Genomic DNA, 13,809 nt, shown 5'->3' with positions numbered 1-13,809 from the left:
ATGATTAACTTCAATATTATTCGATAACAACTTCCAATGGAATTTGTACATTAAAAGAACTGCCATCATTTTTAGCATTTACATTTTCCAAAGCGGATGCAGCGTACAAATATTGGGGAATGCCATCGTTGTTCAACAACAATTGAGGGCGTTCCAATCTATCCACCTTGGTGACCGATCCATCCAACAAACGTAACTCCCTTTTCATAAAAAGTGGATTTCTTGTCAAATTCCAACCTATTCCGTCATTGGATGACAAAAGAGCCAATGTCTTTTTATACCCAGTTAGTCTTCCTGAAAAATCCTTTACTATCGCCATAAATTGATGAAGTTTCTTGGAGTACCAGACATATGGGTCTTCGGTACTTGCCAAAGTACCATCGGGCATTCTAACATCAAAAACAAATAAATCCAAAGGTTTAAAAGGACCCTGCGGTGTATCGCCAATAGCCACCCCATGAACGCCCTTCCAGTGAGGCTCATAGACATTGCCCTTAAAATACAGCATGTACTTTTGGGTAATTGGGTTATAGACCACAGAGGGGTTTACTACTATAATATTATCTGGTTTTGCCACCGTACCTATTGGCGAAACATTTAGGATATTATTTGGTTTAACCCTTGTACGTGGACTTAAAAGTGGCTGTTTAGGGCGATCAAAATTGCCTGCAAGCAAATTTTTAAAACTATCAAATTCCAAGACCCCTATACAAAGGGATTGTTGCACCCTTGATCGTTGGTCTAAATTTTCCGCTTTGGACCCCTTGGGCTGTTCGCCAGGGTCTTTGCCTCCTATATAATACAGATAATACTTTCCATCAAACTTTTTAAGGTGGGGATTATGTACCATTTGGGCATCCCAGGCTGAAGGATCCCCTTGGTAACGCGTACCTTTCAACACTATTTTTTGAAACTTAAAATCCCTGTCCGGATAATCCGAAACGGCATAACCAATTTTGGACTGCAGCACCCAATCCTTGACAAAACTACCTCCTTCCGTTCCACTTTCCCAAATAGAAAAAACCATATGATACTTACCGTCATCACCCTTTACCACACTGCCACCCCAAACAAAATAACCAGGAATTTGCAATATGGACGCGCCCATTATTTTATTGGGACACTCCAAGACATCCACCATTTTGGCATTTATTTTATTAGGGACCACCCTTATATGTTGGGCGTTACATAAAAAAGTAACTGTCATGGTCAAGACCAGGATAGACAGTTTGCAAAGAGTACAACTAATACACGCTACTCTAACCATTAAAAGATGAATCTAAGGAGATAGGTCTTATTACACATTCTGTTTGATATAATATTTACACTAATCCTATTAATATTGAATATCTAAATCATTGGTTCTTACCTCCTTTAATTTTTCCTGCAACGTCCTTTTCATGGTTTCCACAACTTTGGCATAATGTGGATTATATGCCAAATTATTGTACTGCTTAGCATCGTGTTCCATATCAAAAAGTTCCATTCCGGCCCCGGCATCCTCATCATATTGGATATACGCCCATTTCTGGTTACGAATTAAAAATGATTTCCCTCCTTGAGTTACCGAAAATGCATACTCCCTTACTTTAGTTGTTGGATTGTCCATGGTGTTTACCAAACTTTTACCCTGTAGTGCATCTGAAGCCTTAAGTCCCGCCAATTCGGCTAATGTTGGGTATAGGTCCAACAGTTCGGCAAAGGAATTACAAACCGCTGGAGTCTTACCTGGGACTTTAATGATCATAGGGACCCTAACCGATTCTTCATGAAGGCTTACCTTCATCCAAAATCGGTGCTCTCCCAAATGAAATCCATGATCCGAAGTAAAAACAACAATGGTATTATCCTCCAATCCCTCTTCCTTTAGCGTCCTTAGAATTTTTCCTACCTGGGCATCCATATAGGATACGGAAGCATAGTAAGCTGCTACCGCTTTTTTCTCCTGTTCTTCGGACATTTTCCCGTTTACACTGGTAACGTAGTTTATTCCTCTGGCCGGAATATCATCCCAGTCATTCTCTACCTTAGGGGGCAATACAACTTGTTGATGGGGATAAGGCTCAAAATATTCCTTGGGTGCCACAAATGGCACATGCGGCCTTACCAATCCTACCGCCAGAAAGAAAGGCTTTTTCTTATTCTGCTTAAGCAGCTCCATGGCCTTCTCCGCTGTTTTGCCATCTGAGTGTACCAAATCGCCCCCATCGGCCTTTACAATGGTCATTACGTTGCCCCCTTTCCGAGGCTTTAGTCCGTAAGGGTTGTTTTGTACCAATTCTGCTTCTCCTTCTGCAGTCCATTCCGGACCTTGACTGTTAAACCGCTCTGTCCAAGAGGCCTCATCATCCTTTCCATTGGAGCCCGTCTCAATGTCTATTGGTACCCCCATATGATAAATCTTACTTACCCTTGCCGTATAATAACCATTGTCCTTAAACAATTCTGGCAGTGACTTTCTGGATGCTCCCACATTATCCCTGCCACTTACATATCCATAGGTGCCAGTAGCATTGGGGTAATATCCAAAAAGCAAGGAGGCCCGCGAAGGTCCACATACGGGATACTGTGTATAGGCTCTGGTATACTTGGTGCCTTCAGACGCCAAGCGGTCTATATGAGGGGTGTTTGCTGCTACATTTTCATAGGATGACACGGCCGTTGCGGTTAGATCATCGGCTATAATAAACAGAACATTGGGTTTTTTTAAGCTTTTTTTGCGTTGTGCCTTTCCATAAACAAAACAGAAGCACATTAAACAGAAGATAATTTTTTTCATTTATATATAATTGATACGCTCTTTTAATACCCAACTTATTGCTTGGGTAGAATATCATCAGAGCTAGGCTTAATTTGATAGTAATAGTAATACTAGTTTTTAAATTATCAAAACATAAATTTTAAACATACTGCTTGTAAATGCTGTAGGCTACATACTTCAACTATGCCCATACTTCTAATAAAAGCCCATTATATATAAGAAACTCCATGATTAGATTAGTAGATCTAAAAACCGTGCTATAGCTTTCCATGTGCTATTTTAAATTTTGATTGTCCTATAAAACGCCAAAAAACGAGAATAATAAAGTTTGCAGCAAGACTATGTTAAAATGCAGTGGCATTCCTGAAAAAATCTCCTATTTTTGCCCCATGCGCAGAAAGAAAAAAAGACAGGTTTTTGAAAACGTTGAAGTAGTAGATGCCGGAGCCAAAGGAAAGACCATTGGCAAGGCCCCGGATGGTCGGGTAATATTTTTGACCAATACCGTTCCTGGAGATGTCGTGGACGTACAGACCACCAAAAAACGGAAAGCATATTTTGAAGGCGTAGCCACTAATTTCCATACCTATTCCGACAAAAGAACCACCCCTGTTTGTGAACATTTCGGGGTTTGTGGTGGCTGTAAATGGCAGGACATGGGATATGAGCACCAGTTGTTCTATAAGCAAAAGGAAGTGGAGAATAACCTCCGCAGAATTGGTCATCTTGAGTTACCGGAAACTACACCTATTTTAGGCTCTGAGAAACAATACTTCTATAGGAACAAGATGGAATTCTCCTTTTCTGATAGTCGATGGCTGAGCTTGGAGGAAATCAATTCGGGGGAGGAAATAGAAGACAAAAATGCCTTAGGCTTCCATATTCCGGGTATGTGGGACAAAATATTGGACATCAAAAAATGCCATTTACAACAAGACCCTTCCAATGCTATTAGGTTGGAGATAAGGGACTTTGCCATTAAAAATAAAATCACATTTTTTAATCCCCGTAATCAGTGGGGCATGCTGCGCACAGTGATGATCCGTACCTCTTCAACAGGTGAAATTATGGTCATGGTACAGTTCTATGAGGATCATTTGGAAAAAAGGGAACTTCTTATGAACCACCTGGCCAATACCTTCCCAGAAATAACTTCCTTGTTGTATGTTATCAATCAAAAACAAAACGACACCATTTATGATCAGGAAATAATATGTTTTTCTGGTCGCGATCATATTTTTGAGGAAATGGAAGGGCTTCAATTTAAAATTAATGCCAAATCATTTTATCAAACCAACTCCGATCAGGCCTATGAGCTTTACAAGATAACCCGTGATTTTGCCGAACTAACGGGAGAAGAACTGGTTTACGATCTATATACGGGCACGGGAACCATAGCACAATTTGTGGCCAAAAAGGCCAAGAAAGTGGTTGGAATAGAAGCCGTTCCCGAAGCCATTGCTGATGCCAAAGCCAATGCCACTAGAAATAAGATTGATAATGTGGACTTCTATGTGGGAGATATGAAAAATGTATTCAACCCCGATTTTATTGCAGAAAACGGCAAACCCGATCTTATCATTACAGATCCCCCAAGAGACGGTATGCATGCCGCTGTAGTGCAACAAATATTAAATATAGCTCCAGACAAAGTGGTCTACGTTAGTTGTAATAGTGCTACCCAGGCCAGGGATCTGGAACTTATGAAAGAAGATTACGAAATAACAAAGGTGCAGCCGGTAGACATGTTTCCACAAACCCATCATGTTGAAAATGTTGTACTTTTGAAAAAAAGGATCAGCTAGTGCTATCGCCAATGAAAAAAGTCAAAATCCTAAGCGTATTTGTTCTGGCCCTAATAAGTGGTTTCTGGGCTTGCGAAAAAGACGATATTTGTATAGACGGGGATACCCCCCTTTTAGTGATACGATTTTATGATATCGATAATCCCACCGAATTAAAAACTGTCCCCTCATTGAGAATAATAGGAGTAGGACAGAACACCACTGTGACCACTATAACGGACAGAAGCACTTTGGATTCTATTTCCATACCTTTAAAAGTTTCTGAAGATACTACCGGATTCTATTTCATTAAAAATTCTTCGGACGTTGAAGAAGAGGATTCGGAAGGAAACACAGTTACCTTGGAAGGTGGGGATGTGGACACCTTATATTTTAATTACACTAGAAAAGACAAGTTTATTTCCAGGGCATGTGGGTATATTGCCAATTTTGAAAACCTGGAGAGCGACTTGGAAGCGGAAGCAGAAAATTGGATCAAGGACATTGAAATCATCAGCCCATTGGTAGAAAATTCAACAGAAGCCCATGTTAAAATATTTCATTAGTAGTTTTATGTGCTTTGGGTTCTTGCTAGGTTTATCACAGACCAAGCCCATAGACTTGCAACCAAAAGATACCGTTGCCCACACCGATCCCTACGGAATTCGGTTTGGAATAGACCTAAGCAAACCCTTGCTTTCCTTTATAAACGACGACTATACAGGTCTGGAATTGGTAGGGGACTACCGGCTAACGAACAGGCTTTATATAGCAGCAGAACTAGGCAACGAAAAGAATACCAAGCAAGAGGACCTGTACAATTTTACAACTTCAGGAAGTTATTTAAAACTAGGGGTAGACTATAACACCTATGGCAATTGGTATGGCATGAACAACTCCATACATGTAGGGGGAAGATATGCCTATAGTAGTTTTAGCCAAACCATGAACAACTATCAGATCTATGACACCAATAGGTATTGGACCGATCCGGATTACCAAATTAACCCTGACGCCAATGCCGTTAATGGCTTTGCTTCCGGGTCCGATATAGCCCAAGAGTTTAGCGGTCTGTCCGCAAGCTGGTTGGAAGCTGTGGTTGGGGTAAAGGCAGAGCTCTTTGCCAATATATATCTTGGAGCCAGTGTGCGGATTGGTTTCTTGGTCAGCAATAAAGAGTCGGATGACTTTCCAAATCTCTGGATTCCCGGATTCAATAAGGTGACGGATGGAAGTAATTTCGGGGTTGGCTACAATTATTCTATCACCTATTTTTTACCTCTGTACAAAAAAGCAAAAAAGCTTGAAGATAAAAAAGAGGAAAAGAAAGAAGAGGAACTAGGTGCTGAATAATCTAAATTTCTCGAAAACCCCTTATAAAAACCCATTTCATCATTAGCTTCTCCTTTCCTGATGATTTAACTACAGCAAATTTTGGTGCCAATATACTGGCTCCAAGAGCTGCAACAACAGCCAAAACAAGGTGATGTAAGGAAAAAAAGAACCCTATTAAAAGTCTAATGGCAATAAATAAAATGGCAAAACCCACAAAATTTAATAACAGCGCCTTATATTTTGGTTTCATTAGTATTATTTAATATTTGCTACACAGGCCTATCCCATAGCTATTTATATATTATCTGTACGACTTTTATTCTTCTCTCTTATTAAATTTGGCCTTTTTACTCCCCTCGTACATGACATATTTGACCAATCTGGACTCCAAATGACTATTGTAAAGTTTTATTTTTCTTGATGGTCTTAAACCCACATATTTTAAGGCTTGCAAGTTTGAGGTTATAAACCAGGCATCCGTACCTGGGTAATTTCTTTTCAGGGTATTTCCTATATCGGTATAAAAGTCTTCCATTTCAATATCCAGACGTTCCCCATAGGGTGGATTGAACACCATATGCAGATGATTTTCCGTAAACTTTTCAGTGTCGAAAAAATTCTTTCTTTCAATAGTAATATAGTCGGACAAGTTGGCATTAACCACATTTTCTTGGGCCTTTCTAACTGCAGAAGGTGCCTTGTCATATCCAACTATTTTATGATGGAATTCCCGTGTTTTGTTTAAACTACTATCTATTATCTTATCAAAAAGATCGGCGTCAAAATCGTGCCATTTCTCAAAGGCAAATTCCTTTCTATTAATATTGGCCGGAATATTACATGCAATCATGGCTGCCTCCGTCAATAATGTGCCACTACCACACATGGGATCCAGAAAATCGGATTGACCGTCCCATCCACTCAATAGCAAAAGACCTGCAGCCAACACCTCGTTAATGGGAGCTATATTGGTAGCAGTTCTATACCCTCTTTGATGCAAAGACCTTCCAGAGGAGTCCAGAGCCACATTACATTGATCGTTTTGTATATGGATGTTGATTCTAACATCCGGAAATTTTATATCCACATCGGGTCTACTGCCATCCGTATCCCTAAATTTATCCACAATAGCGTCCTTAGTCTTTTGGGAAACATATAGGGAATGGGTAAAGTTATCGGAATTAACAGTGGCGTCAATTGCAAAAGTGGTATCAATAGAAAGGTAGTTAAACCAATCCATGGAATATATTTTCCTATAAAGATCGTCTTCATTTCTAACCCGAAACGAATGGATGGGCTTTACAATTTTAATGGCGGTTCTCAAACAAAGGTTTGCCTTGTACATAAATCCGGTATCTCCTTCAAAAAAAACGCTCCTCACCCCCTCTTTAACATTGCCAGCACCAAGGTTGCGCAATTCCTTCGCCAAGATTTCTTCGAATCCAAACATGGTCTTGGCTACCATTTTAAAATTATTGTTCATGTCCAACTTTAAGATTACGGCAAAAATACGTTAATTTTGGCCCCAATTAAATAATATGGTGATTTTGTACAATACCATAATGAATCCCTAATGAAATATTTATTTCCAGTTCTTGCGGTTTTGATAAGCTTTGTATTTGTGTACTTCACAAAACCAAAAAACAAAGAAGTATTTAAACTTCTATTGGCTTTTAGCGGAGCCTTTCTTTTGGCTCTTACCGTCTTTGAATTATTTCCTGAGGTATATGGCCATGCAGCTCCCAAAACGGTAGGGGTTTTTATTATGCTGGGGATCCTACTACAGATTTTTCTCGAATTTTTCTCGAAGGGAGCAGAACATGGACATGTACATATAGATGCCGAAAAATCTAGCTTCCCATGGATGCTGTTCATTAGCCTATGCCTACATTCCCTTTTAGAAGGACTACCCATAGAAGACCATGGAACCATTCTATACGGAATTTTAATCCATAAGGTGCCCATAGCCATTATTCTAAGTATCTTTTTAATTGGCTCAAAGATAAAGCTCCAAAGTGCACTCTTTTTTATAGTCCTCTTTGCACTTATGACGCCACTAGGCACCTATTTTGCTGCTAATTTTGAAATTTTCCGTAAATACTCGGTTTTCTTGAATGCCCTGGTAATAGGAGTATTTCTGCATATTTCCACGGTTATCCTCTTTGAAAGTTCCGAGGCACATAAATTTAACCTGCGCAAATTGGTAGTTATCATGCTGGGAATTGGCATAGCCTATTTGTTATAGGGTATTGATAGGAAATGTAAACAGCAAAACTATATTAAAACCTATCAATTAATGCTATTGTACTATTTTTGTGAACAATAGTTTAAGTCTACATTTTATATATTTTACTTTAACACCAATTAATGTTCAGCAAAGAAGAAGCGAAAAGATTACGCCAGGATTTCTGGGTTTCTTTTGGAAAATCCTTTCCAAGAAAATGGATACTGTACAACACCCAGATAAAGGATTTTGCCTTTAAGTTTCATTTTGATAAAAAAAGGGCAATGGTATCCATCGATATAGAAAATCAAGATTTAGAAAAAAGGATGGAATTATGGGAAAAATTGCTTTCGCTTAAATCATTATTACAGGAAGATTATTTGCCTAGCGCGGTTTTTGAAGACACGGTATACCTAGACAACGGAAAGGAAATATCAAGGATATCCGTAAGCAAAGAAAATGTATCCATCCATAACAAGAATACTTGGCAAGAAACCATGGTATTTCTAAGGAATAACATGGAACAATTGGAAAGCTTTTATAAGGAATACGAGGATATCATTAGACCTTAGACCACATCGTAATAAATAAAAAACCAGTGACAACAAGCCCCGGCCAAAACAAATAAATGCCATATAAGGTGATTATAAGGAATTTGTTTTACGGCATAAAAAACGATCCCTATGGTATAAAAGGCGCCGCCCAAAAACAGAGCGTTAATACCTATAGCAGTTGAACTGGCCACTAGGTTGTCCATATCAAATACAATTAGCCAGCCCATCAACAAATATAAGAGGGTAGAAAGCATCTCGAATCTTCCAGTAAAAAACAACTTTAATAAGGTACCTAGTGCTGCAATGCCCCATACGGTATAAAATATTGGCCAACCGTTGGAATTCTCCAACATTATTAACGTTACTGGGGTATAGGTCCCGGCAATTAAATAATATATACTAATATGGTCCAGAATGCGCAGCTTCCTTTTTAAGTCTCCATCCCTTGTGCCGTGGTAGATAGTGGAAGCTGTAAATAAAAGTAAGACAGTGATACTATACACAACTACAGAAAATGCGCTATACTTCACCTGGGTGTCAATGCTTAGGAACAATACCACAAAGCCAATAAGTCCTAGGAATACTCCCAGGGCATGAGACCGTGAATTTAGTCTTTCGTCATTAGATAACATCCCTTAAAATTAATGAAATGTCTCCAATTGGCATGTAAAAATAGTTGTTCCTACTTTCAAGTAGAATAGCCCCCCGTAACAAATAGTATTTTACTTTACGATCAACTTGGCACGCATTACAGAGGAGTGACCTGGGAAAGTACATACTATCCAATATTCTCCAGGTTCTTCCGGCATTTTAACATAGATTTTTTCGGCAGTTTCCGGTTGCATAATTGCGGTGTGATAAAGAACTAAATCTGTATCGGGCACATAATTATAGTCCGGTCCGTCCAATCCTAGCATCAAGGCCATTTGTCCTACCTTATCAACAGACTCCTTGCCTTTTTGGGTAATAACCAGATTGTGCATCATATCATCGTTGTTATTAAAAGTAAGTTCCACTTTGACACCTCTTTTAACCTGTACTTCCTCTACATCAAATTTTAATCCCGGCTTGGTTCCTATCATCAATTTTTGATCGGATTTATTATTCCAATCGGCGGGCATTTTTGTCACTCTTTTTGGTTGTACAATAGTTTTACCCGACTTGACCACCCCTGTCATTTGAGGCGACTTCAAAACACCACCAGGAACTTCATTTAACGTATAGTAACCAGTATTATGCAGCAATTTCCTGCCAGTATTTGAGCTCAGATTTGGTGCCTTTATTTCATGGATGAAGCCCAGTCGCATACCGTGTAATGTTAATCTTACCGATAATCCATCTTCAGAAACCTCGGCTTTGTGAACCATTACTGGTTGTTCTTCCGTTATAGGGCTACCATAGTCATTATGATACTTATAGGTAAAGCTTTTCATTTGATAGCTAGCAACATCACTGGCCAGCTTTTTATTTACAGGTTCCGTGAATTCCAATTCAAAACCATCGTCCAATGCCTTCATGGTTTTAATTTCAAAAGGCACTTTCCCTGTCCACTCTAACCGTTGCAGGCCATAAGGAGCTTTTCCTGTGGAGGCCCATCCCCTACTGGTCATACCTACAAACATGCTGGAATCACTACCCCATATCATGCGCAATATACCTGAGGAAAACCCCTCGCGAAACAAAAAGGAAGCCCCTTGGTACACCCCATTCACCTTTTCCATAAATACACGCATGATCTTACTGTGGCCTTGATCACCAATAAACATCTGACCTTCAAAGGGGCCAAATTTTCCATTGGTAGTATCATATAGAATATCCGAAGTGGAAATCCCTTGGATAGTGTGCGGAAACCAGATAGCAGGTGCCTTAAGTGCCGGTTCCTTTTTGGCGTATTCATAAAGACTCAAGCCCGACTGTGGTTCAATATCCTCTGGCTTTAAGTCTAATGGGGATTTAGGGTCATCTGTCCATCGTAAACCACCGGGGTTTCCGGCGAAATCACCTACTTCCAAATGGGTCATTCTACCAGAGCCTACCCAATCGCCTTGATTTTCGGTATAAAAGTAATCGCCTTCTGCATTCACATTGAAACCTGCCGGTGACCTTAAACCAGTTGCAATAGGGGTCATTTCCCCTTCAGGTGTAATTTTCAACATCCATCCCCTCCATTTTACCAAACTGGCGCCGTGGCCAATCCAAGATAAGTTCAAGGTGACCAACATGTCCCCATTGGGTAAAATTAACGGCCCGTAGGAGTAATCATGGTAATTCCCGGACAAAGGCCATGAATATATGGTTTTATAGCTATCTGCTTTTCCGTCTCCGTTCCTGTCATCCAGTCTAGTAAGTTCCCCTCTTTGGGAAAGAAAAAAACCATTATCCTTATAGGCCAATCCCAAGGTCTCATGCATCCCATGCGCATATCTCTTAAAAACCGGATTTAGACTATACGGGTTATCTATTAACCATACCTCTCCTCTTCTGGTAGACACCCCCAATTTATCGTCATCCGTAAATGCCAAACCTCCTACTTCCAACACAATATCCTGTGGAATTGGTACATCCACTATTTTATAATATTCCGCTTCCTTTTTGGCCATTTCCGAGCTTTTCTGTCCAAATGTAGCTTGCACTGTTCCCAATAGGAATACAAAGAAAACTGCCTGTCTTAAAATCTGCATAATTGGTTGTTTTGGGTTACCAAATAATATTGTATGTAATGTTCCCACTTCCTGCGGGTATTTTTAGAAGTAATTCGTCCTTTCCGTTGGATTGTCGTATGATAGGTTTTAAATCGCCATTTCCAGAAAAATCAATAAAATAACTCTCATCGTTTACGATGAATGTACCGTCCTCGAGCTTTTTAATGGTTTCACCCTCGGCAATTTTATGCCAAATGTCCTTATTCCCATCAATACTGATGGTACGCACAAGTCCTCTACCATCTTTAGAAGAAACAAATGAATTTCTTATGGACACTCCTTCTTCCTGGTGTAAAAAAGCCGGCAAATCATTGTCTCCCATTTCATAGCCCAATGGCCTAAACTTAATGTTGGACGGAATGCTATCTGGCCAAACCGTTTCTTTATTCTCCAAAACCATAAAATCTGGGTCACCATGAAAGGAAACCGAAAATCCTTTTGGTTCCGCCAACTGATTAGTCCCCCTAAGATGCCACATTTGGGTAACATCCAGAAAATCTCCTTCCCACACTTGCAATATGGCCCCTCTACTTAAATCATATGAATAATTTATATGACCAGAATCTCCTACGGCAATACAATGAGTTCTTTTTTCTCCCTTATGCATCATATATCCACGCTGGGTCAGGGGTTCCTCTCCCACCTCAATCAAAATATTGCTTTTGGAACCTCTCCTGGATGAACTTAAAGAGTTCTTTGCGTGTAGAGGCATATTTTGCATTTCTGGCCCTTCCACCATTATGCCAAAACCACTATACCATGGATAATTTTTATTGTAAATAAAGGAAAACGGTATTTTCCCTTTTTCAAGCTCAATTTTACCTATGCCAGGCGTATCCAAAGTAAACTTGCCATCTAGATCAACAACCGTGTCTTTACCTATTATCAACAAGGCACCACCATGATTTAATCCAACATTAAAAAGATAGGTCCCTGTATTGGGGACATCCATTTCCCCTTTATAACTAAGTATTCTTGTTACCCTATTTCCAGTAACCATATTGGCAGATATACTATCTACCTTTCCCTCACCTACTAGCGTCAGCGTATCCAAACTTCCAATTATATCAGAATTACTTTCGTATTCTGTCATGTACATATCATTTAAAGCTAGTTTTCTAGCTTCATAGGTTTTATATTTAACATTTCTTATGGCAACGGGACCGTGATCTCCTTGAATCATCAATGGACCTCTTGCTTTTTCATCCTCAAAAGCTGAAGCTCTTGTTGGCTCGGTAACCTCTACATTTTCTTGAACCAAAACCCCGTTTAACCAGACTTCTTGAAAATTAGCATTTTTGATCTTATCACCAGTATCATTAAATCTAGGGGCGTGGAAGATAATTTTAAAATGTTGCCAAAGTCCGGGAGATTTTGAAGCATTGGTACTTGGAGAGCTACCCTTAAAACCTTCGTCCGTATCACTATCTGATTTTTGATAGATACCTCCCATGTCCGAATAAGTTGCCTCTTTTACCCCCCAACTATCAAATAATTGCACTTCATATCTACCTTGAAAATAAATACCGGAATTTGAGTTTCGGGGCATCATTACCTCTAGTTCAATTTCAATATCCCCATGCTCAAAATCTGTAAAAATATGTCCAGCATTTTCCTCTCCATCTGGAATATTGGCCAAAATTCCCTTTCCTGGGGAAGATTTTAAAACTTTATCCTTTGATCTATCTACATACACATCCCCAACAATCTTCCAATTGCCAGTCTCTACCTTGAACATGGACAAATCATCCAATTTCAGCTCCGTTAGGGGCAAATAGTCCTTTAATTTTGGAGATTCTTCTGAGGTTATCGCAATATCTTTGGATGGACGATCGCCACATGAAAGAAAAAGTAGCAACAACCCACCTAAAAGTAATGGAGTTTTCATAAAATTAAAGCTTTAGTTACTTGAAACAGCAGTTCCATGTTTTAAATATATAACTATATGCCAAAACATTATAATATCCATCAGTGATACCCTTAAATAAAATTCAACAAATCCCCTAAACTCAAGGGCTATGGATTACGAAAAGGTTTTCGTAACTTTTTGAAGCCATTTACAAAAGTAAGGTGTCAGTAGATAAATCTGCCTTAAATGACGTTTAGCTAAAGAATAAAACTAGCGATTTGTTAATTTGAAAATGCCCACGTTGTACAAAGTATCCAGACTTTGGAGTTTGACTTTGGACATTCCATCACGCCAGCGGCGTGCCTATTTTGGATATGGTATAAAAAAAAAGTCCCCTCATCTGATGATGAAGGGACTTCAAAAAAAAGGCGGCGGCCTATCAATGACCGTCCCTGAGCGCCAACAAAGTGCTGCGCGAAGGGATACGGGAATTGATCACGCCAGCGGCGTGCCCTATTTTGGATATGGTATAAAAAAAAAGTCCCCTCATCTGATGATGAGGGGACTTCAAAAAAAAGGCGGCGGCCTACTCTCCCACTT

The 13,809-nt window shown here is 39.6% G+C and carries 13 protein-coding genes; 6 read left to right on the top strand and 7 right to left on the bottom strand.

Features of this window, described 5'->3' with window-relative positions; all coding sequences use genetic code 11:
- Nucleotides 1-16: 16 nt before the first annotated feature.
- On the bottom strand, nucleotides 17-1,207 hold the full coding sequence (locus EHW67_RS12475) for a glycoside hydrolase family protein (RefSeq protein ID WP_158285123.1): 1,191 nt from the start codon (nucleotides 1,205-1,207) through the stop codon (nucleotides 17-19).
- A 129-nt stretch (nucleotides 1,208-1,336) separates the two neighbouring features.
- Nucleotides 1,337-2,779: a sulfatase gene (locus tag EHW67_RS12470; protein ID WP_202911972.1), complete on the bottom strand. Its 1,443-nt coding sequence runs from the start codon at nucleotides 2,777-2,779 to the stop codon at nucleotides 1,337-1,339.
- A 371-nt stretch (nucleotides 2,780-3,150) separates the two neighbouring features.
- Between EHW67_RS12470 and rlmD the strand changes: the two genes are divergently transcribed.
- The 3 genes from rlmD to EHW67_RS12455 are packed head-to-tail and all read left to right on the top strand — an operon-like array spanning nucleotide 3,151 to nucleotide 5,898.
- A complete protein-coding gene (rlmD, locus tag EHW67_RS12465; protein ID WP_126162727.1) occupies nucleotides 3,151-4,566 on the top strand; it encodes a 23S rRNA (uracil(1939)-C(5))-methyltransferase RlmD in 1,416 nt (471 codons plus the stop codon).
- Between the two features lie 11 nt (nucleotides 4,567-4,577).
- Entirely contained in the window at nucleotides 4,578-5,111 is a 534-nt protein-coding gene (locus EHW67_RS12460) for a DUF6452 family protein (protein ID WP_126162726.1), read from the top strand.
- Nucleotides 5,092-5,898: a DUF6048 family protein gene (locus EHW67_RS12455; protein ID WP_126162725.1), complete on the top strand. Its 807-nt coding sequence runs from the start codon at nucleotides 5,092-5,094 to the stop codon at nucleotides 5,896-5,898. The genes EHW67_RS12460 and EHW67_RS12455 overlap by 20 nt, the downstream gene beginning before the upstream one ends.
- Nucleotide 5,899: 1 nt before the next feature.
- Here EHW67_RS12455 and EHW67_RS12450 read toward each other — a convergent pair whose 3' ends face one another.
- Nucleotides 5,900-6,130, bottom strand: coding sequence for a hypothetical protein (locus EHW67_RS12450; protein WP_126162724.1), 231 nt, complete (start codon nucleotides 6,128-6,130; stop codon nucleotides 5,900-5,902).
- A 66-nt stretch (nucleotides 6,131-6,196) separates the two neighbouring features.
- A complete protein-coding gene (locus EHW67_RS12445; protein WP_126162723.1) occupies nucleotides 6,197-7,363 on the bottom strand; it encodes a THUMP domain-containing class I SAM-dependent RNA methyltransferase in 1,167 nt (388 codons plus the stop codon).
- A 90-nt stretch (nucleotides 7,364-7,453) separates the two neighbouring features.
- Here EHW67_RS12445 and EHW67_RS12440 point away from each other — a divergent pair, with 90 nt between their 5' ends.
- Both EHW67_RS12440 and EHW67_RS12435 read left to right on the top strand, forming a co-directional pair.
- Nucleotides 7,454-8,125 carry a ZIP family metal transporter gene (locus tag EHW67_RS12440; protein WP_126162722.1) on the top strand — a complete coding sequence of 224 codons (672 nt, stop codon included), beginning with the start codon at nucleotides 7,454-7,456 and terminating at the stop codon, nucleotides 8,123-8,125.
- 122 nt (nucleotides 8,126-8,247) lie between these two features.
- Nucleotides 8,248-8,676, top strand: a complete 429-nt coding sequence (locus EHW67_RS12435) for a DUF4268 domain-containing protein (protein WP_126162721.1) — start codon at nucleotides 8,248-8,250, stop codon at nucleotides 8,674-8,676.
- On the opposite strand, the gene trhA is transcribed toward EHW67_RS12435, so the two are convergent.
- The 3 genes from trhA to EHW67_RS12420 form a co-directional block, all read right to left on the bottom strand.
- Nucleotides 8,673-9,290 (bottom strand): PAQR family membrane homeostasis protein TrhA, encoded by a 618-nt coding sequence (gene trhA, locus EHW67_RS12430; RefSeq protein WP_126162720.1) that lies wholly within the window; start codon nucleotides 9,288-9,290, stop codon nucleotides 8,673-8,675. The genes EHW67_RS12435 and trhA overlap by 4 nt on opposite strands.
- A gap of 90 nt (nucleotides 9,291-9,380) precedes the next feature.
- Complete coding sequence (locus EHW67_RS12425; RefSeq protein ID WP_126162719.1) at nucleotides 9,381-11,339, bottom strand: plastocyanin/azurin family copper-binding protein; 1,959 nt, start codon at nucleotides 11,337-11,339, stop codon at nucleotides 9,381-9,383.
- 16 nt (nucleotides 11,340-11,355) lie between these two features.
- Nucleotides 11,356-13,248 carry a 3-keto-disaccharide hydrolase gene (locus EHW67_RS12420; protein WP_126162718.1) on the bottom strand — a complete coding sequence of 631 codons (1,893 nt, stop codon included), beginning with the start codon at nucleotides 13,246-13,248 and terminating at the stop codon, nucleotides 11,356-11,358.
- A gap of 364 nt (nucleotides 13,249-13,612) precedes the next feature.
- On the opposite strand from EHW67_RS12420, the gene EHW67_RS12415 reads away from it, so the two are divergent.
- On the top strand, nucleotides 13,613-13,809 hold a 197-nt coding region (locus EHW67_RS12415), incomplete at its 3' end, for a hypothetical protein (protein WP_158285122.1).

The organism is Arenibacter aquaticus, assembly GCF_003957295.1.
Taxonomy (GTDB): Bacteria; Bacteroidota; Bacteroidia; order Flavobacteriales; family Flavobacteriaceae; genus Arenibacter; species Arenibacter aquaticus.
This window is presented reverse-complemented; position numbering and strand designations above follow the sequence as displayed.

Coding starts and splice junctions, on each gene's coding strand:
- EHW67_RS12460 (WP_126162726.1), top strand. CDS start 4,578: ATGAAAAAAGTCAAAATCCTAAGCGTATTTGTTCTGGCCCTAATAAGT.
- EHW67_RS12425 (WP_126162719.1), bottom strand. CDS start 11,339: ATGCAGATTTTAAGACAGGCAGTTTTCTTTGTATTCCTATTGGGAACA.
- EHW67_RS12445 (WP_126162723.1), bottom strand. CDS start 7,363: ATGAACAATAATTTTAAAATGGTAGCCAAGACCATGTTTGGATTCGAA.
- trhA (WP_126162720.1), bottom strand. CDS start 9,290: ATGTTATCTAATGACGAAAGACTAAATTCACGGTCTCATGCCCTGGGA.
- rlmD (WP_126162727.1), top strand. CDS start 3,151: ATGCGCAGAAAGAAAAAAAGACAGGTTTTTGAAAACGTTGAAGTAGTA.
- EHW67_RS12435 (WP_126162721.1), top strand. CDS start 8,248: ATGTTCAGCAAAGAAGAAGCGAAAAGATTACGCCAGGATTTCTGGGTT.
- EHW67_RS12450 (WP_126162724.1), bottom strand. CDS start 6,130: ATGAAACCAAAATATAAGGCGCTGTTATTAAATTTTGTGGGTTTTGCC.
- EHW67_RS12440 (WP_126162722.1), top strand. CDS start 7,454: ATGAAATATTTATTTCCAGTTCTTGCGGTTTTGATAAGCTTTGTATTT.
- EHW67_RS12455 (WP_126162725.1), top strand. CDS start 5,092: ATGTTAAAATATTTCATTAGTAGTTTTATGTGCTTTGGGTTCTTGCTA.
- EHW67_RS12420 (WP_126162718.1), bottom strand. CDS start 13,248: ATGAAAACTCCATTACTTTTAGGTGGGTTGTTGCTACTTTTTCTTTCA.
- EHW67_RS12475 (WP_158285123.1), bottom strand. CDS start 1,207: ATGACAGTTACTTTTTTATGTAACGCCCAACATATAAGGGTGGTCCCT.
- EHW67_RS12470 (WP_202911972.1), bottom strand. CDS start 2,779: ATGAAAAAAATTATCTTCTGTTTAATGTGCTTCTGTTTTGTTTATGGA.